General features: G+C 41.3%; 18 protein-coding genes. 9 read left to right on the top strand and 9 right to left on the bottom strand.

What is annotated here, in order from left to right; all coding sequences use genetic code 11:
* Positions 1 to 181 precede the first annotated feature (181 nt).
* Positions 182 to 2350, bottom strand: coding sequence for a M3 family metallopeptidase (locus tag JF50_RS10140; RefSeq protein WP_152614504.1), 2169 nt, complete (start codon positions 2348 to 2350; stop codon positions 182 to 184).
* 451 nt (positions 2351 to 2801) lie between these two features.
* On the opposite strand from JF50_RS10140, the gene JF50_RS10135 reads away from it, so the two are divergent.
* A complete protein-coding gene (locus JF50_RS10135; protein ID WP_052262229.1) occupies positions 2802 to 4373 on the top strand; it encodes an alkaline phosphatase in 1572 nt (523 codons plus the stop codon).
* A gap of 168 nt (positions 4374 to 4541) precedes the next feature.
* Entirely contained in the window at positions 4542 to 5030 is a 489-nt protein-coding gene (locus tag JF50_RS10130) for a hypothetical protein (protein ID WP_039609309.1), read from the top strand.
* Positions 5031 to 5120: 90 nt separating this feature from the next.
* On the opposite strand, the gene JF50_RS10125 is transcribed toward JF50_RS10130, so the two are convergent.
* Positions 5121 to 7112 (bottom strand): TonB-dependent receptor plug domain-containing protein, encoded by a 1992-nt coding sequence (locus tag JF50_RS10125; RefSeq protein ID WP_039609308.1) that lies wholly within the window; start codon positions 7110 to 7112, stop codon positions 5121 to 5123.
* A 90-nt stretch (positions 7113 to 7202) separates the two neighbouring features.
* Positions 7203 to 7577: a hypothetical protein gene (locus tag JF50_RS10120; RefSeq protein ID WP_039609307.1), complete on the bottom strand. Its 375-nt coding sequence runs from the start codon at positions 7575 to 7577 to the stop codon at positions 7203 to 7205.
* A 702-nt stretch (positions 7578 to 8279) separates the two neighbouring features.
* Here JF50_RS10120 and JF50_RS10115 point away from each other — a divergent pair.
* The 5 genes from JF50_RS10115 to JF50_RS10095 all read left to right on the top strand — a co-directional run bounded on the left by JF50_RS10115 (position 8280) and on the right by JF50_RS10095 (position 13881).
* A complete protein-coding gene (locus JF50_RS10115) occupies positions 8280 to 8987 on the top strand; it encodes a hypothetical protein (protein WP_052262228.1) in 708 nt (235 codons plus the stop codon).
* A 3-nt stretch (positions 8988 to 8990) separates the two neighbouring features.
* Entirely contained in the window at positions 8991 to 10154 is a 1164-nt protein-coding gene (locus JF50_RS10110) for a M48 family metallopeptidase (protein ID WP_039609306.1), read from the top strand.
* 4 nt (positions 10155 to 10158) lie between these two features.
* Positions 10159 to 10728: a hypothetical protein gene (locus tag JF50_RS10105; RefSeq protein ID WP_039609305.1), complete on the top strand. Its 570-nt coding sequence runs from the start codon at positions 10159 to 10161 to the stop codon at positions 10726 to 10728.
* A 569-nt stretch (positions 10729 to 11297) separates the two neighbouring features.
* A complete protein-coding gene (locus JF50_RS10100) occupies positions 11298 to 12269 on the top strand; it encodes a hypothetical protein (RefSeq protein WP_039609304.1) in 972 nt (323 codons plus the stop codon).
* A gap of 46 nt (positions 12270 to 12315) precedes the next feature.
* On the top strand, positions 12316 to 13881 hold the full coding sequence (locus JF50_RS10095; protein ID WP_039609303.1) for a HEAT repeat domain-containing protein: 1566 nt from the start codon (positions 12316 to 12318) through the stop codon (positions 13879 to 13881).
* Positions 13882 to 14029: 148 nt separating this feature from the next.
* Here JF50_RS10095 and JF50_RS10090 read toward each other — a convergent pair whose 3' ends face one another.
* A complete protein-coding gene (locus JF50_RS10090; protein ID WP_039609302.1) occupies positions 14030 to 14500 on the bottom strand; it encodes a hypothetical protein in 471 nt (156 codons plus the stop codon).
* A gap of 409 nt (positions 14501 to 14909) precedes the next feature.
* On the opposite strand from JF50_RS10090, the gene JF50_RS27525 reads away from it, so the two are divergent.
* The gene (locus tag JF50_RS27525; RefSeq protein ID WP_052262227.1) at positions 14910 to 16544 is read left to right on the top strand and encodes a PKD domain-containing protein; all 1635 of its coding nucleotides are present in this window, start codon (positions 14910 to 14912) and stop codon (positions 16542 to 16544) included.
* Between the two features lie 74 nt (positions 16545 to 16618).
* On the opposite strand, the gene JF50_RS10080 is transcribed toward JF50_RS27525, so the two are convergent.
* Positions 16619 to 17614, bottom strand: coding sequence for a GNAT family N-acetyltransferase (locus tag JF50_RS10080; RefSeq protein ID WP_039609301.1), 996 nt, complete (start codon positions 17612 to 17614; stop codon positions 16619 to 16621).
* 214 nt (positions 17615 to 17828) lie between these two features.
* Here JF50_RS10080 and JF50_RS10075 point away from each other — a divergent pair, with 214 nt between their 5' ends.
* The gene (locus JF50_RS10075) at positions 17829 to 20630 is read left to right on the top strand and encodes a tetratricopeptide repeat protein (protein ID WP_039609300.1); all 2802 of its coding nucleotides are present in this window, start codon (positions 17829 to 17831) and stop codon (positions 20628 to 20630) included.
* Positions 20631 to 20661: 31 nt separating this feature from the next.
* Here JF50_RS10075 and JF50_RS10070 read toward each other — a convergent pair whose 3' ends face one another.
* From JF50_RS10070 to JF50_RS10055, 4 genes are all read right to left on the bottom strand, one after another.
* Positions 20662 to 21921 carry a hypothetical protein gene (locus JF50_RS10070; protein ID WP_039609299.1) on the bottom strand — a complete coding sequence of 420 codons (1260 nt, stop codon included), beginning with the start codon at positions 21919 to 21921 and terminating at the stop codon, positions 20662 to 20664.
* Positions 21922 to 22518: 597 nt separating this feature from the next.
* Entirely contained in the window at positions 22519 to 23196 is a 678-nt protein-coding gene (locus JF50_RS10065; protein WP_039609298.1) for a DUF4386 domain-containing protein, read from the bottom strand.
* A 150-nt stretch (positions 23197 to 23346) separates the two neighbouring features.
* The gene (locus JF50_RS10060) at positions 23347 to 24480 is read right to left on the bottom strand and encodes a helix-turn-helix domain-containing protein (RefSeq protein ID WP_039609297.1); all 1134 of its coding nucleotides are present in this window, start codon (positions 24478 to 24480) and stop codon (positions 23347 to 23349) included.
* Between the two features lie 444 nt (positions 24481 to 24924).
* Positions 24925 to 26085 (bottom strand): serine hydrolase domain-containing protein, encoded by a 1161-nt coding sequence (locus JF50_RS10055; RefSeq protein WP_152614502.1) that lies wholly within the window; start codon positions 26083 to 26085, stop codon positions 24925 to 24927.
* Between the last annotated feature and the right edge of the window lie 142 nt (positions 26086 to 26227).

Raw genomic sequence — 26227 nt, 5'->3', positions numbered from 1 at the left:
TAAGTTGCTTGCATTGCTTTATTTTTATAAAAGAGTGGTTTTTTCAGCTGCTTAGCGTGTTATTGCATCATCATCTTACGGTGAGTTATCGGTATTATCGGTGGGCCAACCGCTGGGTTAGTCTTGATTTAACGGATAAAATAAAGCCGAAGTACAATGACTTCGGCTTTGGCGTTAAGACTTAATCTAGGCCTCTGTTACGCAGTAGTGCGTCAGTGGTTGGCTTTCTGCCTCTGAAGCCTTCATATGCTTCGAAGTAGTCCAACGTATCACCACGGCTGTAGATGAACTGGTATAGACGTTCAGCAGTTTCTTTGTCGAAGATGTCTTTCTTCTCAAGGAAAGCGTCAAAACCATCGGCATCTAAGATTTCAGACCACATGTATGCGTAGTATGCTGAAGAGTAACCACCTGCGAAGATGTGACCGAAGTGTGTACTGCGGTGACGCATAATGATTTCTTCAGGCTTGCCATAGCCAGTTAGGATCTTGTTTTCAAATGCGCGAACATCTAGATCTTTGACATCAGTTAGCTGGTGGTATGCCATATCAACCAGTGCAGATGCTGTAAATTCAACAGTTGCAAACCCTTGGTTGAATGTACCTGCTTGCTTGATTTTCTCAAGTAATTCTTCAGGCATAGGCTTGTTCGTTTTGTAATGCAATGCGAATTTCTTCAGCATTTCAGGCTGAGCAATGAAGTGCTCAAATAACTGTGCAGGGAACTCAACCCAGTCGCGAGGTACGCTAGTACCTGCAAGTGTTGGGTAAGTTACGTTAGACAGTAAGCCGTGAAGCGCGTGGCCAAATTCGTGGAACAGTGTCACTGCGTCTGAGTAACTCATTAACGTTGGCTCGCCCTCAGCAGGCTTGTTAAGGTTCATGTTATTAAGAATAAGCGGCTTAACGTCGCCAGCAAGCTTTTGCTGAGAACGGAATGAACTCATCCAAGCACCAGAACGCTTAGTTGAACGTGCGTAGTAGTCACCATAGAATAGGCCAATTGCTTTACCTGCTTTGTCTTGCACTTCCCAAACACGCACAACTGGGTTGTATACAGGAATGTCAGTACGCTCAACGAACTTAAGACCGAATAAGCGCTCAGCTGTATAGAACTGTGCTTCGATCATGTTGTTTAATTCGAAGTATTCAGCGATTTGACCTTGGTCTAGGTCAAATTTTGCTTTACGTACTTTCTCTGCGTAGTAGCGCCAATCCCATGCTTCAAGCTCATGAGTTACGCCTTCAGCTGCCATTAGCTCTTTGATCCACTGACGCTCTTGTTCTGCTTTTTCAACCGCAGGTTCCCATACTTTTAATAGTAGGTCCATTGCCGTCTCTGGCTTGCTCGCCATTGAATTAGTTAGTACATACTCTGAGTGATGTTTGTAACCTAATAGCTGAGCACGTTTTGCACGAAGTTCAACGATTTCTGCAATGATGGCTTTGTTATCAAATTCATTGTCGTTGTCACCACGGTTCGCCCAACCTTTAAACGCTTTTTCACGTAGGTCACGTCGGTCAGAAAACTGTAGGAAAGGCTGAACGCTAGAGCGGTTAAGGGTAATGACATATTTGCCTGGTAAGTCTCTTGCCGCTGCTGCCGCTGCTGCTGCATCACGTTGTGCCTGAGGTAAGCCTGCTAAATCAGACTCTTCTAGTACTAGAGTGAAAGCACGTGAGTCATTAAGAGAGTTTTGGCCAAACTCAGTGGTTAGCGCTGAAAGACGTTCATTGATCTTTGCAAATTCTGCGCGCTCTTCACCTGTTAGCTTTGCGCCTGAACGTACAAAACTATTGTAAATACGCTCAAGTAGACGTGTTTGTTCCGCATTTAATAGTGCAGCTTTGCGGTTGTCATAGACCGTTGCTACACGTTTGAAAAGTGCTTCATTCATACGAATGTCACTATAGTGACGTGTTAGCATTGGTGAGATTTCACGCTGTAGAGACTGCATTTCATCGTTTGATTCAGTATTGGCAAGGTTACCAAATACCATTGAAACGCGGTTTAGTGTAGAGCCTGCTAACTCCATTGCTGCGATGGTGTTATCAAAATCAGCAGGGCGCTCGTTTTCAGTGATCGCATCAATCTCTTTTTTGTGCTCAACAATTGCTTGATTAAACGCAGGTAAGAAATGCTCAGTTTTGATGTCACCCAGTGGCGGTGCACCAAATGGTGTGTTCCACTCTTGGAAGAATGGGTTTTGTGCAATATTGCTTGCAGCGGCTTTTGCAGAAGCTGTATCAGTTGCTTCTACTTGTGCAGTTTGCTGCTCTGGTGCGTCTGAACAACCGTTCAGTAACATGGCTGCTGATATAGCTAGCGCCAAATGAGTTTTTCTTAACACTGGATTTCCCCTAGTAAAGGTAGTGAAATTTAATATTTTTAGTTGTTCCTAGATGATACATAATAACAATACCGCATTGTTGGACTTTATCGCATAAAACGAACAGTTGAACCGAAAATACACTTATAAGGTACAATTTGTACTGATTGTTGCGAATTTTCGGTCATTAAAACGGACGAATAACGATGCAATTTTCTTTGCCTAGCATTGCTATTTTTGCTCCTAAAGCCAATTATTTGACTAATTTGGTCTCGTTATTGAGCAAATGTTTTTATCTGTCTCGGACACAATTGAAAAATACTTGTTGTCAATTCAAGTGGATTATAATGTTATTTTATAACATAACGCAATTCAGCTGCTTTGTTGTACAGCTGGTCGCATGTTTCTTACAACGGTAATTTAGCGTTGGTATATTTTTGCGGCCATTAATTTATTGAACGAACAGATCAAAATGCAAAAACGCTTTAAGCTAACTCTCATCGCGGCCATGCTGCTATCAACCTCCTGCACCATATTGCCAGATCCAACCTCAAAGGTTACGCAACCCAGTGGCCCTAAGAATATTATTTTGATGGTGTCTGATGGTATTGGGTTTAATGGTTGGCTTGCCGCGGATTATTATCAAGGACTTGCCGGTCAGCAAACATATCAAGTTCGACGTCCAGATGGCACCAAGCCACTGGTATTTGGCCTTGCGCACAGTGCGTTAAATTTAATCGATGAAAATGGCAATACTTTGGCCAGAGGCACCGATTTATCAAAAGCCGCTGGGGCAGTGGACCAAGGTTATGACCCACAAACACGTTGGGATCGATTTGAAAATGCCATGCTCAATGATTATTTAGACTCGGGCAGCTATACCTCCTACACGGATAGTGCCGCAGCAGGTACTGCGTTGATGAGTGGCCGAAAAACTGCTGTAGGTCGCATTAATATGGATTGGAGCAATAGCGAGCAGTTTGACACGATTGCACAAATTGCGATGAAACAGGGCTTATCAGCTGGCACTGTGACATCTGTGATGGTGTCGCATGCGACGCCTGCAGCGGCGGTTGCACACAATGTGTCTCGCAACAACTACGTCGAAATATTTAATGAAATGCATGACTCAGGTCTGTCGGTCATAATGGGGGCGGGCCATCCTATGTATGACTCAAGTGGCGCGTTGAAAGTGACAGAAAAGCAGACTTTTAAATACGTTGGTGGGGAGCAAACTTATAATGCAATCCGCGCAGGCTCTAATGAAAAAAACGCTCTGTATATCGACTCTAAATCTGAGTTTGAAGCGCTGGCGCAAGGTGAAGTGCTGCCTGAGCGTGTAATAGGGATTGTGCGTTCAGGATCAACTTTACAAGCGAGTCGAACAGGTTTAAATGACGCAGACACCCCTTCAGGTATGGCGTTTAATACCAGTGTACCAAGTTTGGCGACCATGAGCGTCGGCGCATTGAATGTACTAAATCAAGATCAAGATGGCTTTTTTGCGATGATTGAAGGGGGCGCTGTTGATTGGATGGGACACGCCAATAACATGCCGCGCTTTATTGAAGAGCAAATTGATTTTAACCAAGCGGTTGATGCAGTAGTCAAATGGGTTGAAACCAATTCAAATTGGGACGAAACCTTGCTGATTATCACCTCAGATCATGAGTGCGGTGGCATATGGGGAGAGGGCACTTGGACAAACGGTCAAGGTGGTGCAGTTGCAATCGACCGAAATAAAGATTCTTTGGAAGCAGCGCGATTTAACCCTGCTGAAGATCAGTTTAATGCTTTTTTAGCGGTACAAAATCGTGGTAAAGGCAACATACCGGGATACCAATGGGCATCACGAAATCATACCAATGAGTTAGTACCACTTTGGGTAATTGGTAAAGGCGCTGACCGTTTTAATGAGTTCACACGCACAGATCCAAAAGCTGCGCAGCTTTGGGGGGAGCATTATAAATGGAATGGAAGCTATGTGGATAACACCAGTGTGTTTCAAGTAATGGAGGCAGCATTATTACGATCGTCTAATTAATAATAGCCCCATTCAGAACGACAGCATCCTGTGCTTGGATGCTCACGTTCTGTGTATTATGACAGTCTAACTGTTTGCTTTTTTTTATAATTCATTATTTAACTGTTTAAATATACAGTGCTTGTGGTATGGTGTATCAAAATTAAAAACAAACAACAAGGAAAAGCCATGCTTCAAGTACTCGAGCACAATGAACCAAAGGATTTTGATTTTATTATCGGCGATTGGCAGGTAAAACACCGTCGTTTAAAAGATATTCTCAGTGGCGCACAAGAGTGGATTGAATTTGAAGGGCAATCATCGACAGTAAAAACGCTTGGTGGGTTTGGTAATGTAGAAGATAACCATTTACATATGCCCAATGAGTCTGTGAGAGCAAAAGCGATCCGCTCTTATAACAGTCAGACAAAAGAGTGGTCAATTTGGTGGCTTGATGGGCGAAATCCAACGGCAATGGATACACCGGTCGTTGGTCAGTTTTCTGGTGGCGTCGGGCGTTTTTATGCTGATGAGGTATATAACGGTGTGCCAATTAAAGTCAGATTTGTATGGGACTCAACTAACCCAGATATGCCAACTTGGCAACAAGCATTTTCTAAAGATAATGGCGAAACATGGGAAGTGAATTGGAAGATGGAGTTTACCAGAGCACAGTAACGTATATATCATTGCGCTAGCCATATACAAAATAGCTGAAAAAGGGAAATAGTCGCGAATCTATTTCCCGATTTTTTTGACGAGTGGCGGCTAGCCAAACGTCATTCTAATCCCTGCATTGACGGTGAATCCATCATTTCGAGACCAAATATCAGTTGTCCAGCGTCCACTTTTTGCCTGTTGCGGCAGCAAGAGTGAGTAGTCTTTGGTTTGACGGATATTCAGTAAGTTTTCAGCGTTTAAAAACCAACTGACGTTGCCCAGTGTGATTTGGCCTAACAGTCCAAGGTGCCAATATGGGTCGCTGTTGTCCAGATAGGGATTGTTTTCTAGCTTTTGCGTGCCAGTATAATAGGCTTCAAATCCAACTAAATGACTACCATGTTCTTCCCACATGATCACTGCACCAGCGGAGTGTCTTGGTGTCAAAGCAAGAGGTTCGCGTCCAAAACCTGTCGATGTTGCTTTACTGGCATCTGTATATAAGTAGCTGGCGGTCAATTTAATGTCATGCCAACGATAACGCAGTAGCAATTCAGTGCCGCGAATTTCACTTTGCCCAGATGCATTGACGATACGTACTGTTTTATCTGAGCGCGTATCTGCACCATCTAGCATTTCAAGCTCTGTGACGTTATCCACATCAGAAGCAAATAAGGTCATGCTGGCTTCAATGCCATTGAACGTATAGCCAATATCAATGGATGCGGTCGTTGCGCGCTCAGCGTCTAAATCTGTCAGAGGTGCGAGTCGTGAAAGGCCTGTATCATCAATATCTTCGATAAAGGGCGTGGGTGCATAGAATCCTTTGCCGTATGAGCCACGTACCGTCCAATCACTTGGGTTGTAGAGTACAGAAATGCGTGGACTGAATTGCGTGCCATATTCACTGTGCCAATCCGCTCGGGCACTGAGTGACATCGCGACATCTTGGGTGATGTCGTAGTCTAATTGTGAAAATAAGCCCGGAACTTCAAATGTATAGTTAAACTCAGGGTTACTTTCTGATGAAAACTCATCGCTTTGATGCGCTATACCCACAAGCCATGCTGCATCGTCCGTATAGCCAGATAAACTCGTTTCAAGCAGGTAGCTTTCATGCGTGTCGTTTTCTAGTACTTGGCCATATTGATGGTCGTGATCTTGATGCATTACAGAGCCTCGGACATTGAGGTTGAGCACGTCGTCTAGTGGTTGCTCAAAGATAAAACCGCCGTCGAGCCTCGTCGTGTCTTGTGCTTGGACATAAGGTTGCCCATCAGGCATAACGGCCCCTTCCAGTGTCCCCGCTGAACGTTGCTCTGTCATGGCACCAAAGGTGGCATACAAATTTGCTCCGCTGTCACTGGACCAATATATACGAGGTCGCATAGTTGCTCTGTTATATGCTGCCATGTCTATCCAGCCATCATTATCCAGATCTTTCGCTGCTTGATGATGGGCACCGGCGGTAATGGAGGTGCTTATATTATCTGTTATGGGTGAGGCAAGATAGGCGGTAATATCTTGACCATCTTTAGATGTGGTATTAAACAGGGCTTCTCCTTCAAACTCGTCAGAAGGCGTTCGCGATATCAAATTGATAACCCCGCCCAGTGCCGAGCCGCCATATAACGATGATGCAGAGCCTTTAATGATTTCAACATTAGCCAGATCGGTAGGAGGGATCTGAAGTAATCCGATAGAGGCGGTTTGACCACCGTACAAAGGTAAACCGTCACTTAAGAGCTGTGTATAGCGACCGTATAATCCTTGCAATCTAATATTTGCACTGCCCAGCGCAGGGGAGGTATTTTGTACTCTAACGCCGCCAGTTTCGGCGACCAACATCGAGATATTACCCGGCCTCATCAGTGCTTTTTCTTGCACCTCTTCAGCGTTGATGACTTCGGTTCGTGTGGCTGACTCTGTCACGATACGGCCAAGCCTAGATGCAGTAACTTGGATTTTTTCAACTTGTTTATTGTTATGTTCGTGGTGATGATCACCATGGTTTTCTTCATGATGGTGATGTTCACCCGCATAAGAAGCATAGGGTAGCAGCATCGCCGAGATGGCGATTGTAGAATAGGTGTTTAGCATTTTTACCTCTAAGCATGCGAAAATTGCTCGCATATTAAGCATAAATATTTAAAAGTGATTTAAATGTGTGAATTGCGGGCGCACTAACCCTTAAGAGGCAAAAATAGGGGGACGAAAAAGTGAATCTTGTACTTTGATTGGGTGTTCACGGGAGATATTGAACAACATGTGGTGATATTTAGAGAACGATACAGAGTGATTGTCTGGTTTTACATAGGCAAAAGTCATACACGCATTGGATGGACAGATGCACTCGTCCTCACAACAATCGACCTCACAGCAATCGTCTTGATTTTGAGTGGCGCTTTCTAACGTGTGTTGCGCGTCTGACGCCGTAAGGTGAAGATCCACGACAAGTGTTGAGCCTTGCTCAAAGGACATGGCAAAGTTATATGCAAGCGACTGGCCGATAAAGGCGACTAACACAGCAGTAATAATCAATACGTGTGATAAGGGCTTAAGCATAGGGCTCTCAATAACTAAGTTGCGCGTACTGTAAAATATTTTATCTAACTTGTGAATAGGTATGCGATTAATGGATTTTAACGCTATGTGTGAATGTAGTTTGTAAGTGCAACAATACTTCTTTATTCGATATGTTTTACTCTTTTTATGGAAAGCAAATTGAGGCCTATTTGTGTCGGATTTTCAAAAGAGAGAATGGAGCAATAAGTCCATTTCATCATGAGCGGGTTCAGTCATAGACATATTGGTTGAGTATGTAGCCTAGCTTTTAAGAAAAAATGTCAGCTTAGCGCGGTGCTCAACAGCTTGGCAACGAGTTGGTTAAGTTGCTGTGGTTGGTTTTTTGTCTTCGTTGTACATTGAGCTAGATATACCCTCCAAACGCATGGGGTTTGTGTTTTAAGCTTAACGAACAGGCCTTGGAAATGTAATTTTTTAAAGGGTACTTTTAGATTGATTTTTGATCAATTTATGTTTGGTAAATTAATGAGTGGTTAATTTTTGATCTACCCGTTGTTTTACAATATCCCATGACCTAGCTTTAAGCATTGCACCTATGGATTTCTTTGTTATGTTATTTGCTTAGTTGTTAATTATTAATAAATTTATTATTTTACAATAGTTCTTAACGATTTCTTACAAATAATTGCATTAGTCCCCGATTTAGTATATTTTCCCGCCTTTATTTTATCGGGAAGAGAGATGAAAGGTAATATTTTAGCCACTTTAACTGTGCTTTCACTGTTGCTTTTGCAAGGGTGTGCACACACGTCAAACTACGCCGCAAAATCTACATTAAATAGTAGTAGCGAAGCAGGAGAAAAATTAGAAAAATCAAAAATCCTGTTGATGCCAATTGATGTTGAATTAGCTGAATTAACAGCACTAGGCGCATTAGAAACGAAAGCAGACTGGACTGAAAGTGCTAAAAAGCACATGAATGTTGCAGCGGCAAGAGTGATGGAAAAGCATAACGCGGATATCGTGCCTTTCGAATCAGACAATACTGATCCAAACGCTATCAGCTATCAATTAGCTAAATTACACGAAGCGGTTGGTTATTCAGTGCTAGTACACCACCTTGGTCCTCAAAAACTGCCATCTAAAGGCAAGAATTTTGACTGGACATTAGGTAATGACGCGCAAACACTTCGTCAAGAAACAGGCGCAGATTATGCGTTGTTTTTATTTATGCGTGATAGCTATGCGTCAGCAGGCCGAGTTGCAATGCAGGTGCTTTTAGGTGCGCCAGGTGGAAGCCAAATTGGTTTTGCATCGCTGGTAGATCTTGAGTCTGGAGATGTTGTGTGGTTTAACCGTTTGTTTAGCACCACAGGCGACTTAAGAAAAGAAAAGTCAGCACAAAGATCTGTACAGAATTTATTAGACGGATTTCCTAGCGCGGAATAACACATGAAAAATACGCTTTTACTTGTTTTTCTTGTTGTAGTCATCGTACCGATTTGTAATGCACATTCTCAGCTGACATATTCGCCTACTATTGACGTGAACTATGAACCGGATTGGTCTTCAGATGAGGGCGGGTTTTGGTACAAGGTTAATCAACTTGAGGCAGATGTCAAAAGCTCTCCTTATCTTATTCGTGACGAGGAGTTAAATAACTATGTCTCGAATATGGTATGTAAGATAGCTGGAGAATATTGTTCATCAATTCGTGTTTATATTATTGATAACCCTCACTTCAATGCTGCAATGTATCCAAACGGCATGATGCATGTTTGGACTGGTTTGTTGTTACGTGTAGAGAATGAAAGCCAGCTCGCTGCCATACTGGGTCACGAGGTCGCACACTTCTTACGTACGCACCAAATTGAGCAATGGCGACAAGCGCAAAGCACAGCCGCAGCCAATATCATTCTTGATATAGGTATTGCAGCCGTCACGGGCGTATACGGTTTGGCTACCCTGGCTAATTCAGGTTCTGGTGCGGCATTTAGCCGTAAGCATGAAAAAGAAGCTGATATTATGGGCGCAGAGCTGATGCACAAGGCTGGATTTGACCCGCTTGAGGCGAGTTTGTTGTGGGGCAATATTCTTGAAGAAAGAAACTCGGACAAATCGAAAGAGTCGCGTTCTACATTTTTTGCAAGCCACCCAGCTTCAGAAGAGCGCAATAAATACCTTAAATCTCACGCATTAACACTGCCTAAAGTGAAGAGTGAAGACAATAAGGGATCAGGTTTACATGCCGTAGTCAGCGTTCATTATGAGCGTTTGATGAAAAACCATATTGCGCTTCAAGAGCAAGAGCAGACAGAAGTGTTGCTAGAGCGTCATAAAGAGATGGGTTACCCGTTATCTTTGATTCACTATTTTTATGGTGAATTATCAAGAAAACGCGGAAAAGAGCAAGATATAAAAGAGGCGATCACTCATTATAAGGCTGCTCTGACTCACGCAGGTTATCCGAATACAACACATAAACATCTAGCTTACCTGTACTTAAAAGTTAAGGAAAACAGTACGGCTAAAGCACATTTTGAAAAATATTTAGAATTGGTACCGGATGCTAAGGATAAAGCAATGGTAGCTTATTACATTAAAACTTTGGGATAGTAAAATGAAACACATTGCATTAGCACTGTTCTTACTGACACTAACTTCATGCGCTGCGTTTAAGCTTGTTAAGCCGCAGTCTGCAACTGTTCATGGTATAACGCTGACACCAACTTCAAGTTGGAATAAAGTCAATGGTAACCCACATAAAAAGTCTCAGCTATGGACTAAAGATGGCTTAGCATTAAATGAGCTATACATCATTGGTAATATTGCGAATGGAGAAACTATATTTAAGTCTTCTAACAAAGAGTTACCATTACCTTCTTTTAAAGCGGGTATGTTGCCAAATGAACTTGAAGAGTTTGTAAAAACGTCACTGAAAAATAGCCATGGTGGCTCAATCAACGTGAATACTGAGAGCATGGCACCGCAAATGATTGGTGAAGATGTTGGTTTCAGAATGGAACTCTCTTATTTCCTTGAAGGTGGTTTGAAGAAGTCAGTTGACGCACTTGTTGCTGTTAAAAATGATAAGTTATACATGGTTATGTATATTTCACCATCTCTACACTATGCAGAGCGTTATAAAGCTGAAGTAAATAGTATCTTCGGTTCGGTTTCTGTACTATAAAGTGTCCGATAACCCAGCAGCACACTTATCGTATGCTTGCTGCTGGGTTTTTAATTTTTGATGTTCCTCTCTTCTTTATTCAATATTATTCACTTCAACCACGCCTAAATTACACACTTTGTAGCGTTTGCATTTTGAACAATCGTACGGCGGGTTAAGCTTTGACCCCTCTCTGTATAGTTTGAAAACTGGTCAGTTTTGTTCTGTTCTCTTATTCAAAATTAAAATAATAAATATTAGTTTTATTCTTAGGATTGTCTGGGTTATTGGTTTGTAACTTATGTGGCTTTAGCTTTTGTTTATAAAATACTTTTTATAATTATTTAGTGGTATTACAAGATTAAAATAAAATTTTATTTTAAATTTAACATCAATGTAAAAGCTTATTATTGTAAAAGTTATATCAATCAATGTTGAGATACGTATTTATTTGAGGTTTTCTGGTTATTTTTAAATCTTTATTTATCTATAAAAGGTAAAAATGAAAGTAAAGTGTAAAGAAAGTGTGTTATTGTGGTTTTGTTGCGCAACATATATACATTTGAACATTTAAAAATATGAGGATAACCATGAAATTTAAATACGCTGCATTGTTAGGCGTTATCTCTGCGATTACATTGTCACCTGTTGCAAATGCCTACTTATATAAAGATCCGGGTTATGTAGAGCGCAATGTAAGAACGATTGAAAAAAATAATGTGATTGGTCAATCGCACCAATATCGTGATCAGCAGGGGTGGATGTATGTTGATCAGGTGAGCAATGGCGCAACGCAAGGGGCGTATCAAGCTGGTAACTGGGTGAAGCTTCACAATCGAAACTTTAAAATGTCTATTGGTGAACTTGAGTTTTCGTTTAATCCTAGCAAGCTCGACTGCACGCAGGGAATGAGCTTTAACTTTACTGTTGGTGATGACACCGTCGCGAGTTTTAAGCCTAATTGTGATGATTTGCTTAACGCGTCTGTTACCTATCCAGTTGAGTACTATTTTGATCTTATTCCAGAGCCAATAAAGCCTAAAGTTGAGCTACCACTAGACCCGCTTGGGCTATTAAAAGTGGGGGTTAAATTTGGTGCTGGTGTTGAGGCGGGTGCTGAATTTACCGTGGGGGGAGTAATTGGCGGCTACGGTAATGAAGAGCCTTTCGAAGTCGATGGAGTAAGACGTCCAGACTATATATATGCCTCTGTTGAGCCATATGTTGGTGGTTTGGTATCGAGCTCAGCTTACGGTTCATTTGGTCACGGCATCTCTGAAGCGGGTGTGAAGGGAAAACTAAACCTGTTGAAAGTAAAAGGGAAAGGCTATGTCGAGGCGGGAATTCGTCGTGTAGTGCAAGACTCGCAAGTCCTTGAACAAGGCTTCTTAGAGTTAAAAATTAGCACAAAACTTACTGGTGGAGACGGCAAAATTCAAGCTTACTGCAAGAAGTTGTGGGGTTTACTGCAGTTCAATGTGGACGTCATGAAATGGGATCCACTGTATACACGTGAAACCGTGCTATACGAATATGCAAGCCCTGTTTGGGAAAATCTATAACAACAGAAGTAGTGGTGGCTTTAGCCACCACTTTTGAGAAGATTTCATGAATAAAACAATTTTTATGTGTGTCGCGGCGGCGTTGTTTGCTGGCTTGATCATTATAAACTTTTCCTCGAGTCAAGCACCGCACCAAGCACAATCGACTGAAAGCACGTCAATGGCCGAAGATAAGCCGGTGTCAAAAACATATTTCTTCGCTTATCAAGTGGATATTCACTCTGCAGTATTGAGCGACAGCGGCAGTGCCATGACATTTTCTGAGCTGAGTTGGCAAATGCACTTTCAACCACATGCCGCCGCTTCGACAAAGTCGGCTGCGATGCTCAGTGACATCGTGTTTATGACAGACAATAAGCTACAAACGATGCCTGCCCAATTACCATTTTTGGTGAAGTATCAGTCACGGCAATTCTCTGAACTCGACATGCTTGGCTTGAATGAGCAGCATCCACTATTTGTGGTATCAAAAGTACTTGATTTAATGAGTTACTCATTGGACACCCCCCTGACATTCGAAGATGCTTTGGGTATAAAGACTTTTCAATATGTTCAACAAGATAATGTCATTGAACGCGTGATAACAGCACAGCAAAAATATGCAGACAATCAAGAACAAGAGCTGTGGAAAATGACTGTGAATAAGGATGTTTCTGGGGATACACTGACACTAGAGTATGATAACAAGCAAATTTGGCAACGCAGCGGACAGCGTTATGAAGTTGTGCAAACAGTGACGGTAAAGCCAATAAAGCATGTGCCATTTGCTCCCGTTGATTGGGTTGCTAATCACAACCATACTATTCAACCCGCGACATCCTCAAAGCAAGTCGAAGTACAAGTGACGAGTGATAACTTCATGACTCTTATACAGTCACTACAGAGCAATTTAGATCCCAACTTGGCCAAAGCAATCGGTCTGTATATGCTAAAAAGTTTTGATCAGAGCGAACTGAAAGCCCTTCTTGATACGCATGATAGTTTGTCCTCAGCTTTTATTTACGCATTGCAAAAAGCCCAAACCCTGCAAGCGGAGCAGATGATTTCAGATCTGCTAACTGATAATGATGTAGGTATCCAAGTTCAACAAAAACTTGTTATGGCACTAGGGCGGTTTGAAAATGCATCTGATGTTGGCTTTTCTAGTTTAAGAAGCCTTGTTGAGCATAGGGGAAACACGGTGCTTTCTGACATGGCCATGCTGAGTATGGGAACAATGAGTAAGTTTTCACCGGCACAGTCAACACATGTGGCTGATTATTTATCTAAGCAGATGGATGACCCCAAACAGCTATCAACAGCGGTGTTAGCGATGGCAAATACGAAAAACCCAGCGTTAATTGCGAAGCTTCCTGAGTTACTTCAACACTCTGATATACAGGTGCGCAAAAATACGATTAAATCGTTAGGACCACTTGCTGATTATCAAGATCAAGTAGTATCAAGTTTGTTGGCGTCGCCACAAATGGCGGCAATTGATGCGTTTGCACGTGTTTATCAGCAAGCGAACTACAAGTTATCTGCAATGAATATCGAACGTTTAGATAAGCTGTATCAATCGCAAACCAACCCAGTGATTAAAAAGCGGTTAAGTACGATTATAAAAATGTGATTTTTACGTTCTATAAGTGGGTCTTAATTTATTAAGGTGTAGGGCTCACTCCTTCTGCATTCTCGCTTAAGATATCTCGTTAGGAGACTTGTCTACTTGGCAGGTGTGTTTTTATTGTGATCTGCCAAATAGACAATAATTTATATCTCTATTGTTTTATCCAATCAACGATATAACCAGCGCAAATAAAGTGCATCGGTTGATCAGTAAAGTCTGGTCTACAACCTCCAATTTCTGTTGCACCGCGTTGCCTTAAAAAGCCTTTTGCTTGCTCTGGTGAAATACCACGTGCCTCAACCAGCACTTTGTCTTTACAATATTTGACGCGAATAATTTGTGTATCAGAGTGTGAAAAGGGCACATTCGCAAAGCAGGTTGCATATTCTCGACGATGAGTTGTCGGGTTTGGTATCCAATCACCAATATAAATGCGAGATTGAGTCGTTTGTGGAATATATTTTTCTACGCGATGGAACGTCCCGTTCACATATGCATGGCAGCTTGCGATGCCTCTATAATATTTGGTGGTAACGGTTTCAACCTCTGTTTTACACGCTTGAGAAAATGTAGCAAAAGAGGATAACCCCAAAATTAGGCTCGCAACTAGCTGTTTTTTCATTGTTAGAATTTCCTTCTTACATGTTATGGAGATTTATCGGGCTCGATAGATAAATACCAAAAATATCAATATGGGAACTGGGTTTAATTTAGCATCGCAGTGCTATTAGAGGTAAGCTGGTAAATCTGCCAGCTTCGAAGTTTATTTTTTTGGTGTAGGGGCTGCATAAAAATTGCGAATTAAATCGATTCTGTATACTAAATATATGATTTATAAACTTTCATTTTTAAAAATTAATCGGTAGGACACCTAAACTAAGAGGGGGTCATGTACATAAAATGACTTGGCTTTGTCTATAATTTACACTTTTTAATTTATCTCACCCCTTGAAATTAACTTTATAATAACATAAGTTTCATAAGCTTTTTATTAAAAAGCACAATAATTACAATTAAAGGATTTTATACTTATGACATCATGTAAAGTAATCAAGTCACTACTCCCTGCTTGCGCACTTGTCGTTGCCTGTGGCACACAAGCGAATATTCAAGATACTGGCGTTGCGCAAAAAACAGAAGTTGCTCAAGCGGTTTCTTATCAGCTTAATTTAGGTATCAATAGCGTGTCTGATTCAGATAAAAATGAGTTTGAACATGTGATTAATTACCCGAACGCGAACTTTATTAAAGTTAACTTTGCTAAATTCTCACTGCCAAAAGGCGCTTACCTCGAAGTGAGTGATTTAAAAGGCAAAGAAGTCTATCGTTACGATCAAAATGACAACGGTGTCTTTTCGTCAATGTCTGTATCAGCAGATGCAATTAAGCTTAAGTTAGTCGTCTCTGAGCCAAGCTTGTGGGCGCAAGGTCATGGCATTGAGGTTGCGGATTTTTATGCGGGCTACTCTGACACAGAGCTTGCCTCGAACGAGATTATGTCGGGTCTTGATATGATTGAGCCAAACTCAACTTGCGGCATTAATGAACGCAGAGATGTCGCATGTTGGGAAACATCTCACCCAGTCGAGTATGAGCGCAGTCGTCCTGTTGCCCGTTTGCTGATCGGGGGGCGCAGTTTATGTACCGCTTGGCGTGTCGGTGCAGGTAACCATATGTTTACCAACAACCACTGTTTTGATTCGGCGGCTGATGCGAAAAACGTAGAAGTGTGGTTTAACTATCAACGTTCAGCCTGTGGTACTGGTAGTACGAATGGCACAGTGAAAGTCATGGCAGATCAACTGCTTGCTACTGACTATAGATTGGATTATACGCTATTTACAGTAAGTAATTTTGAGAAAATCAGACAGTTCGGCCATTTTGGTTTAGATGTGTCTGCACAGCAAAAAGGGCAGCGTATTTTCATTCCTCAGCACGGTAGCGGTAATCCGAAAGAGTTGGCGATTGAAAGCGATCAAAATACGGGCGGTTATTGTCAAATCGATCAAACAGTGACAGCTGGTCGTGGTTCTGACACTGACATGGGGTATAAATGTGACACTATAGGTGGTTCTTCTGGTTCGCCAGTCGTATCTGCGTATGACAATAATGTCATAGCACTGCACCACTATGGTAATAGCACGCAATGTACTACCAAATTGAACCGTGGTACACGAATTGAGCTAATTTGGCCTGAAGTCGCAACGCATTTTGGTGGAGTGATCCCTAAAGGAGATACTGATCCTGTTGATAATACGCCGCCAGTTGCGAACTTCTCATTTACGAAGAACGCATTGACGGTGGCATTCTCCGACACCTCTTTTGATGACAAAGGGGTTGTGAGTTATGACTGGCAGTTTGGTGACGGCACAACAAGCCAGCTTAAAAACCCAACACATACCTATGGTGCTGCTGGCACTTACAGTGTGTCTTTGACTGTAAAAGATGTCGAAGGGCTGCAATCTACTAAGACTCAACAAGTGACAGTATCTGTCGGTGGTGGTTGTGCTGTAGATGCATGGTCAAGTAGCAAAGTATATTTGCAAGGTGACCAGGTTTCACAAAATGGCAGTATTTATGAAGCACAGTGGTGGAACAAAGGCGACTCACCAGCAGATCACTCATCTAAATGGGAAGTATGGCAGTGGGTACGTGATTGTAACTAATCGCACTCAAAGCTGATTTAAAAAGCCACGATTGAAATTCAGCGTGGCTTTTATCTAAGTTAAAGAGATGAGCGCTATGTAATAAAATGTTCAATGGGGAGTGTGAGCTCGGTTCTGAGCAAAGAGCGGGTGTATTTAGCATTGTTCATTGAAGCGTGGTTACCGCTGTAAATATAACCGCACACAAAGTCATATTGTGCGCGAATTTTGTCAATCATGGCTGCTTGTATTTTAGGTCCAAAGCCTTGGCCTCGAAACGCCTTTGAAATTATAAATTCATTGATTAATAGCCCTTTATAACCAAGCTCTGTACAAGGGTCCAGCAGTATAACACCGACCTTTTGTGTTGGTTGATCACCGTGATAGGCAACAAATGCCAAATTTTTTTCTACCAGCTCAGCGACTGATTCTTTATCTTCGATTTCGAGACGATCTTTTAAGTGCGGTACATCGTGATGAAAAGCTTTATACTCCTGTTCATACCAATGCCAGTCAGCGGCCATATCAAAAGGGAGTAGCGTGATTTCCTCGTTTGTGGGTATATTGATATTGGCAGTTTCAGCGCCCCAAAAACAGTCTTCAATTTCAACGCCACGTAAATTTGCAAGTAGCTTAAAGTGATCGCTATGTGGCTTAGACCATACGGATACGATTTCAGGTTGGCACCAACTAAAAAAGCGCAATATATCTGGTAAGTAGTGTTGAAGATCAGAGTATTCAACTGTGTGTTCTCCGATAATCTCGATGAAGGTTAGGTCTTGATGATTGCGGTAGATCCCAGCTAACCACAACGCGCCACAAGGTAAAGTCACTATTTGATCGTGGATGTGTTCGTCTGGCACAGTATCAGAGATTTGTCTTCGGGCTCTGACTTCAGCAAAGCCATTTTTATAGTCATCACAGCGTGCCATAAGATCTTTACTCTCTGCATCCATCGCGCCGTTTAGATCAAAGTGCAATAAAGGTGAAATTTCACAGGTATTAATAACGCCTTGAGTAAGTCGGTGAAGTTCTGATTTCGTTGCGTTGGCCAGTGATTTAAACACCAGGGGGTTGTCCGTGTTGTTCATCTTTAAATATCAGCCATTTTAAGGCTGCACTCCATTTAACATTATTGTTCTTGTCACTTGTATATGAGGCTAACTATATATATTTCAAAGTACTAAACTTGAATTAAATCCATTTAAACAGAATTTTCACAACCAGCTAAACTTAATGCCATGGAGTCGCTCGGCATATAAAAAGTGAATGAGATATGTGTGAGCACAAATAAAGGTTGTTGAGATGTTCGAATTAGCCTTGAAAAAATCGGTGGTTTTAATTTGCATAACCATGTTACTTGCAAGCTTTATAACCGCTGCGAATTTATCTAATGAGCAAATACTTAAACGAATCGAAAGTAGCCAAAACGGTGAAAAAATCGAAGCCATTATTGAATATGTAGCACTTAATTTTCATTACAAAACGAAGCAAGCACTGACGTATGCAGAGCAGGGCCTCGCACTTTTGGCACACAACCCTAATGATGACCAATCGGCAAGGTTACTCAGTTACCAGGCTCGAGCATATATTTCATATGGGGATTTAGACAAAGCCAATGCAACCGCTTTAGCGGCGCAACAGTACGCCAAAAAGAGTGCTTTGAAGGCGAATGAAATACGCGTTCAACTTGTCCTTGCAGATGTTGCGATACGCCAGCGAAAGTATGATCTGGCCAGAGCGCGGTTAATTGATGTGATGGAACAAACAACGTCAACTGAAGATGAGCGCTTTTTAGCAAGTGCTAAGCGACTTTCTGGGCACCTATACAGCAAAATTCGAGATTATGAAGCGGCGCTTGGTAGTTATTTGCATAGCTTGAGCTTATATCGGAAGCTTGGTGAAACGCAGCATTCTGCATCAATTCATCAAAGCTTAGCCTCACTATATCGCAGAATGAATTTGTACGAAAAAGTCTTATTTCACCAAAATAGAGCGATACAGCTTTCTCTCACACTCGATAATTTAAATCAACAATCCATATTTTACAGTAATATGGGCACGTATTTTGATGAGGTTGGTAAGTTTGAGAAAGCCATCGAAATGCACTTAAAGTCTTTATCCATTAAAAAAGAGCTCGGTTATAAATTGGGTATGATCCATACCTATAATCGACTTGGTAGTGTGTATCGAGAGGCTGGTAAGTACAAAGAAGCAGAAGACGTTTTAATGCAGGCGATTGCGTTAAAAAAAGAAATTAATCGACCGGACCCCAATATCTCTACTTTTCTCGACCTAGGACGTTTGTACATTGACACTGGACAGCTTGATTTGGCGCAAAGCTATTTAGAGCAAAGTATACCGCTTTACCAAGGCTCTCCTTGGGAAGATAGAATCGCTGAGATATATCAGGCATTGGCGAAGCTTTATGTGCAGAGAGAGCAGCCTCGAAAAGCGATAGATGCGTATATGGTCGCGATAAACATCGCCCGAGAGCATCAGAGAGAACCTTTGCTCATGGACTGCCAGCTAGAAGTAGCTCAAATTTTTGAAAGTTTGGGTATGCATCAACAAGCTTTGAACTATACGAAAGGGCATTTGGTTTTAAAAAATAAGTGGGAAGAAAAAAATAACCGGTATCGGATAAGTGCCTTGGCGATTGAATTTGGGGTGAGTGAAAAAGAGCGTGAAATCGCAAGTTTAGTACAACAAAATCGCATTAAAGATCTGGAAATAGAAAAGCAGGCTGTGCAACAGTCGGTCTTTTTAATAGGCATGCTGTTTTTATTCTGCTTTTTCTCATTTAGTTATTTTTGGCGCACTAAAAACAAGCAACTCAAAATTGAGCAAGCGGCGCTAAAGCAGGTGAGTGAAGTTAAAGAGCGGCTTAGTCATGCGCTTTGGGGTAGTGGCGATGAATTGTGGGATTGGGATCTGCAAACAGGGATGATCACAAGAGATAATCAAATGAATAAGCTCTGTTTACCCTGTGAGCATATTGGTTTTGATTTGAGTGCAATAAAAACGAGTGTTCACCCTGATGACTATGAGCAGCTTTATGCTAAGTTTAATCGACATTTGCAAGGAGACAGTGATTTTTACCAAGTAAATTATCGCGTTATGACTAAAAGTGGCAGATGGTTGTGGGTGCTAGATAGAGGCAAAGTGACTGCGAGATCGCAAGATGGTACACCCTTGAGAGTCAGTGGTACGATAAAAGATATATCAGACATCAAAGCGTCAGAATTGGCGCTGGCTGAGCTCAATGCAACGCTTGAAAAGCGAGTTGAAGAGCGGACCCTGAGTTTAAAGCGATCCAGAGATGAGCTCGCTGAAATATTAGATGAGTTGACATCCACCCAAGCCAACTTAGTTGAAGCGCAAAAAATGGCGTCTTTAGGCCGTTTGGTCGCAGGAGTCTCTCATGAATTAAACACACCACTTGGCACAACAGTGACCGCAAGCTCTATATTACTGAAAGAGTTGTATGAATTTAAATCTAAATTAGAAGGCAGTACATTAACGCTTAGCGATACAAAAGCGTTTATTGATGTGTCTTTGTCGAGTATTGAGTTGATAGACAGCAATACGGAGCGAGCGGCTCAACTCATTAAGCGTTTCAAACAAGCATCAGCTCACGAATATGTCAGCAGTGAAAGTCGTGTTGACCTCAAAGCCTGTATTGAAGGCTTTATTGGCTTTCATGGCAAAGATACAGATGTCATGGTGAACATTGATTGTCCGGACAAGTGTTATGTCCAGTGTGACTCACAAGCTCTAGCAAAGATATTTGAAGACCTGTACTTAAATGCTTATTTGCATGGTTTTGAAGGGAAAAAAGGACAAATATCTGTCAAAGTGACAGTTGATCATGAGCAGGTAACATTACGATTTTCCGATAATGGCAAAGGCGTGGAGCAGCAAGCTGTGGCGCATATGTTCGAGCCATTTTATACAACAGCACGACATCAAGGGAAAGTAGGGCTGGGTTTATATATGGTGTTTAATCTGGTCACATATGTGTTGCAAGGGAGTATTCGTTATTGTCCAGACTACGAATCTGGTGCTTGTTTTGAAATCATGTTCTCAACCGGTGGCGCACATTAACGGGCCTCTCCCGAGGCCACAATATGTCGAGTTATTGGGGGAGTACTGCTGTCAAAAAGTCATTTGTTAATTGCTTACCTTTTTCAGTGCAAGTGTCACCACCTTCTTGGGCTGCAGTTATGATGTTATAACTATGACTATCAATCACGCCGTGTTGATACATCAAGTCATAGTCTTCTTTAAAGAATTGAGCACCAATAAGAAGAACAGGGCCGTACAACTCTGTTAATAGATGAGTAGGCTGCAATGCAAGGCATTCATAAGATTTAAATAGCGCCGCAACGCCACCAATGGAAACGCCTGAATCATTTTGAGCTTGAGCCATTAACTTGCCCATCATTGCATAAAGAGGCCCCTTATCTTTGTCATCTTTCAATTTTTGGGGGGGAGCAAGGAATTTCATACGGTCATGCATAGACTTTGCTAGGAATTCTATATCCGCTTCAGTTACCATTGCTACGGTATACGGGTTGGGAAGTTCGCCTAAAGTGCCAGAATAAGCGCCGTTGGTTGGTATGAATGAGGTACCTATTTTTTCTCCAACAGGAGTAAAGCCAATTACAAGAGCAAGCAAAAGAGTTTGCATCGTAAATGCGGCTGCAAACAATGGCCATCTAAAAGGCACCTGTTTGACGGGCAATTCTTTATTGGCTTTAAAGCCTGTGTATATGGCGAGGAACATGCCTATTGCGGGGATGAGTCCGGTTGCAGCTGCTATCGCAGCCCCTTTTTTGATATTTCCATAACCGCAGTAATAGGGACCACTACCAAAAAAAGCGACCCAATTAAACTTACTTTTGTTGGTGGTTTGCTCCCCCTCAAAAGGTGGCTCTGGTTGGTGATTATCGTCCATTTTTATCTGATCTAGCTTCGCTTGACTTGCGTCCTTTAGAGAACTGGCCAGTGAAGAGGCTTTACTAAGTCCATCTTTAAAGTGGTTACCTAAAGAGTCAATGCTTTCACCCACGGCTAAGCTAGGGCGTTGCTCAGATTGTTTCATGAGGTGATCAACTTTTTCCTCAACAGCGATAAGCTTTTCATACAGGTCCGCCAGTTGGGCTTTAGACGGGTCCAGTTTTGGTGTCGTTCTGTTAACTTTTATCCCTGACTTTTCTAAAAAGGTTTCAAGCAGCTGCACTTTATCTTCTGAGCTTTTGACAACAGGTTTGCCTTCAAAAAATGCATTGATAATTTCAGGGTTCAGTTTTAATCGACTCGTGAGGATTTTTTCAGCGTCGTCTAAAGAGGTATCACCAAGCAGATCTTCATAAACTAAATAATAGTACTTCATAGCAACTAACTAGCTGTCCTTATCTATATGAGTTTAATAATTATTTTTGTAATAAGTATATTTTTCATTAATCAATATAATTAATCAAGTTAATTCTATTTTTTCTAATTGACTAGGTTTGATTTGAGTAAAATTTATTGAGAATTAGAGAGGCTTATATAAATAGATATATCAGGAAATAATCAAGGGGTGAGTAATTTAATGCCCATTCGATTAAGGAATAGGCATTTAGTATGACTAAGTTATTGTTTTATTAAGTGTCAGGTGGTGTGCCACAATTTCGGCATTGAGAGGCGCTTCCAAATACCCCATCTTTTGGCAGATTAGCATGGGGTGCTAAACACTGAGCGCCACCGACCACTTTTAAAATCATTTTCTTATTTAATTTTAACATTATATTAACCCTTCAAATTATGAGCACAACTTTGTGCAAAGTAATAAAAGTATAGGTATTATTTTTTTTCAATTGTTTATTTTTAATATTAGTTTTTTTATAAATTAACGCCGAAATAGAGCTGCTTTAAGGGTGCTTGTGATGAATGAGCTTAAAAACAGAAAAAGGAAGCCGTATTTAGCTTCCTTGGTGGGTTTTATTAATTAAGATTGGACTTTTGGCTTAGCGCTCAAATCAAAACCTTTGAAAATCATCCAAAGAGGGAGGATTAATTCGTATAGGCCGCCTGGGATATACATCCAAGCACCTGAGAAATTTAAACCAAAGTAGTCAAAAGCGACTTTTAGCAGTAACACAGCGTAGCCAATCATGCCAAGCACTGAGATGACTCTTGGAATTAAGCGATATTGGTATAAAGTGATGTTCAGTAAAAAACCACACAAGCCTAAAGAAAACATGCCCATTAAAAAGCCAAACCAACGCTCAGATTTTAATGCACTGCCCATCATGTAAAGGTATTCGCTCGATACATCAGGGTTTTCAATGACTTGTTTACCCATGGCAATCAGCGTCATCAGTGTTACCGCACCGGTGATTAAGGTTGCGCCTTCGATCAAACGACCACTGACGTACCCGATGGCAACGCGTTCGCTATATTGTCTGATGGTCGGATAAATCAGAATTGACATACCAATAACCGCAGCGCAGTTAATAAACTCTAACAATGCTGCAAACGCCAGTGAAGATCTGTTGAGAGCAGCTTGCTCTAAAAAATCTGGCTTAGTGAGTAGTTCATAGATGATGGAATCGGCGTACATAAATGAGCTGGTAGAGATGAGGATAAGTAATCCGGCAATGCGTGTCGCAAGTAAAGTAGACATAAATAAAACCCTTTTTATTTTTGGCGTGCCGACATGCTTTTATTTAAGTGCGCATGTCGACAGTGCGTTGTTAAGATGGGTCTATTGTTGTCGTAAATTGTGTTCAGATCGTCCTAATGGGCCCGTTCGGTCTTTTTATTCGTATATTTTTTAGTGAGTTACTATAGTAGCTTGCTTCCTATATAGCGAAGGGGTTAATCCTGTTGCTTTTTTAAACGCCGTGTTAAAGGTCGACTTTGAATTAAAGCCCACTTCATATTGAATCGTGGACACGCGTTTATCGGTTTCTTGCAATAACTTTTCAGCCGCAGCAATCCGATACCCGTTAACAAACTGGAAAAAGTTGGTTTTTAGTTGCTGCGATAAGGTCTCAGAAATATGGTTTTCACTGACATTGATGGCTTTTGAGAGTTTGTTTAAAGATAGCTCTTCATCCATAAATATCTGCTGATTAAGCATAATATTCTTTAGCGCTTCTGATATTGTATCCATTTTATCTTGGCTCAATATAGCAATTCTGGATTGCACCGATATGGGCTGCCCTTTGTCTTCTTTAGTTAAAATAGGCTGATTAAGCGCTAACTGTGCAAAAGCCAGTAAGACGGCTGCTTCAAAAAATGGTAACAGTTTTAACCATGGCAATTTCCATCCTGTTAATGTTGGAACATAAGATAGGGAGTAGCAAAGCCAAACAATACCCCATAGCACCAGCATGACTCTGAACCAATCCAGCGACCTTGACTCTATTTCAGCAAAACGTTCCAGCAACTGCTGGCGGTGACTTGCATGTACTTGCAGTGCTTTGATGAAATAAAAGGCATTAAACACCATAAATACCACCATATTTGCGATACAAGTGTATAGGGCAACTTTAAAATGTTCTGGGTTGCGTGTTGCAGGATCTGCCAAAGCGAGCTTTTCCGCAGATGTAAACCCAAGGGCAAAAGGCAACATCACAGCGATAGCGACCACAGGACCAATCATGGCTAACGCATAGCTTTTCTTGGAAATAGAAAGGTTTGGTGACATGGTTGCACAGGCATAAAAAAATAAGGCAGGGCCCAGCAAAATACGCACAGGCATCTGCATACCTACTAATGCAGGGAAGTATTGATATGCACCAGTATAAATCACGAGTTCTCCGCTGACATGTATTAGTAGCAGGAATAAAAGCGCAATGAGATACGTTGTTTGCGGCTGTTTCGGTTTGTTCACAGCTTGTACAAGCGCAAGTAAGATCACGCCCCACATACTGGAATAGATGACGGTGTCTAGAACATCCATAATTTCCCTAATACTAGATATAGTAGATTAAACTCGCTGTATATTAAGTATGTGTAACGCTGGTGTAAAGTTTTACGGAGTAGGTTTTAAGGTCTTTATTAATTATTTAATGACTTTAATAATCTGATTTTATTGGTTATTTTTTATTGGTTCACTTTGTCACTACTCGCAAAGTAAAATAAAGGTACTTCCTGTTTGGGTAATAAAAGTGACTTGTTACGTCGCTGCAAGCGAAGTAATTAACTTTGCACTCAAGTTTATCCCTTTGATTTAAAATTGTAATTTGGTGTCTAAAAAAACCTTACATATTCGCTTTTACCATAACTGTATGCGTATATTGATTGGCATAGCGCGTTTGTACCACTCAATATACGCGTAAGATATAACTAATCAGGTATGTTTTTAGCTGTTTACGTAATTGGGTAAAAGTAAGCTTGGCTGACACTACTTCTTCATAAGCTCGAATAGTTTCATTTGCATTTCTTTGTAGATTGGCATAGTCGTCGCTTTCGCTCTTCCAGTCGCGTCAGGGATTAGCTTCGATGTATTATAGACAAAAAGGTGTCCTGTTTTCGCTTCTGGATTTATAAACATTGAGCTGTAAAAGTTTTTTTGGCTGCCCGTGTGTCCAATATAAGTTTGATTAAAATGCTGTCGGATAAAAAATGTGAGACCGATATGTCTACTTTTGTTAACTCCAGTATTCAGTTTAGGTTGCCACATTTCTAATAAACTCGCGCGCTTTAGTATTCGCTCATATGTGGGGTTACTTTGATCGCCTATTAAAAATAATACATACTTGGCCATGTCGATGATTGATGCGTTAATCCCACCATTTGCGCTTGTGACGCCGGTATTAAATTCGGGCCCGCCCGCAATAAACTCACCATTCTCAAAAGCATAATTGTTAGAGCGATATTCACGTAAATGGTATGGCGTTGCATTAAAATAAGCATGGTGCATCTCTAGCGGTTTAAAAATATTTTTATCAATGTAACTTTCTATACTATCGCCCGTGATCCGCTTAATTATTTCTCCTAAGAAATTTATACCAAGATTAGAATAACTGTATTGGCTACCTGGATTAAACTTGATTTCGGAATAGGGCATCATGGCGACAAGCTGTGAAAACTCAGTGGGCTCATGTGGTTGCCATGATTGTGTTTTAAACGGAAAACTAGACATACGCAAACCCGCACTGTGAGTGAGTAGATGCTCAATTGTTATGTCTGCTGTATTGTCATATGGATTATGGAGTTTTGCTATTTCAGGTAAATACTGAATAATCGGGTCTGATAACTTAAGTTTTTTTCTGTCCCGGAGCTGCATAATTGCGATACCGGTAAAGGTTTTTGTGATTGAAGCCCAGTGAAATAACGTTCTTTCATTAATCGTGTAACCCTTTTCCTTGTCAGCCAAGCCAAAATAGAGAGAGTCAGTAACTTTACCATCCGCAATAAACATAGCACTACCGCCGACAACCCCCAGTTCTGAGAGTTCTGATTGGAAGTAATGACTCGTAGCCTGCCAACTTTGTGCTTTAGCGATAGAATGATTAAACAATGACAGCAGCATAATGAGCAATACTAGGGTCGATTTAGTCACTTTACGTCCTTATTTTTATTATTTTTAATAAGTGTACATGTTTCTGGGACTTATTTCGCCTATCACTAGGCTGTTTACATACTGGCGTTACATTAATAATGAGCTAGGTTGTGTGGTGTTTAACTGAATTTCCAGTGCTTTA

It is taken from the genome of Pseudoalteromonas luteoviolacea (assembly GCF_000814765.1).
Taxonomy (GTDB): Bacteria; Pseudomonadota; Gammaproteobacteria; order Enterobacterales; family Alteromonadaceae; genus Pseudoalteromonas; species Pseudoalteromonas luteoviolacea_H.
The sequence above is the reverse complement of the archived record's forward strand: the minus strand, read 5'-3'. Positions and strand labels throughout refer to the sequence as shown.

Bases quoted from the DNA above. Each gene is read 5' to 3' on its own strand.
- JF50_RS10135 (WP_052262229.1), top strand. From the start codon at position 2,802: ATGCAAAAACGCTTTAAGCTAACTCTCATCGCGGCCATGCTGCTATCA.
- JF50_RS10130 (WP_039609309.1), top strand. From the start codon at position 4,542: ATGCTTCAAGTACTCGAGCACAATGAACCAAAGGATTTTGATTTTATT.
- JF50_RS10125 (WP_039609308.1), bottom strand. From the start codon at position 7,112: ATGCTAAACACCTATTCTACAATCGCCATCTCGGCGATGCTGCTACCC.
- JF50_RS10120 (WP_039609307.1), bottom strand. From the start codon at position 7,577: ATGCTTAAGCCCTTATCACACGTATTGATTATTACTGCTGTGTTAGTC.
- JF50_RS10115 (WP_052262228.1), top strand. From the start codon at position 8,280: ATGAAAGGTAATATTTTAGCCACTTTAACTGTGCTTTCACTGTTGCTT.
- JF50_RS10110 (WP_039609306.1), top strand. From the start codon at position 8,991: ATGAAAAATACGCTTTTACTTGTTTTTCTTGTTGTAGTCATCGTACCG.
- JF50_RS10105 (WP_039609305.1), top strand. From the start codon at position 10,159: ATGAAACACATTGCATTAGCACTGTTCTTACTGACACTAACTTCATGC.
- JF50_RS10100 (WP_039609304.1), top strand. From the start codon at position 11,298: ATGAAATTTAAATACGCTGCATTGTTAGGCGTTATCTCTGCGATTACA.
- JF50_RS10095 (WP_039609303.1), top strand. From the start codon at position 12,316: ATGAATAAAACAATTTTTATGTGTGTCGCGGCGGCGTTGTTTGCTGGC.
- JF50_RS10090 (WP_039609302.1), bottom strand. From the start codon at position 14,500: ATGAAAAAACAGCTAGTTGCGAGCCTAATTTTGGGGTTATCCTCTTTT.
- JF50_RS27525 (WP_052262227.1), top strand. From the start codon at position 14,910: ATGACATCATGTAAAGTAATCAAGTCACTACTCCCTGCTTGCGCACTT.
- JF50_RS10080 (WP_039609301.1), bottom strand. From the start codon at position 17,614: ATGAACAACACGGACAACCCCCTGGTGTTTAAATCACTGGCCAACGCA.
- JF50_RS10075 (WP_039609300.1), top strand. From the start codon at position 17,829: ATGTTCGAATTAGCCTTGAAAAAATCGGTGGTTTTAATTTGCATAACC.
- JF50_RS10070 (WP_039609299.1), bottom strand. From the start codon at position 21,921: ATGAAGTACTATTATTTAGTTTATGAAGATCTGCTTGGTGATACCTCT.
- JF50_RS10065 (WP_039609298.1), bottom strand. From the start codon at position 23,196: ATGTCTACTTTACTTGCGACACGCATTGCCGGATTACTTATCCTCATC.
- JF50_RS10060 (WP_039609297.1), bottom strand. From the start codon at position 24,480: ATGGATGTTCTAGACACCGTCATCTATTCCAGTATGTGGGGCGTGATC.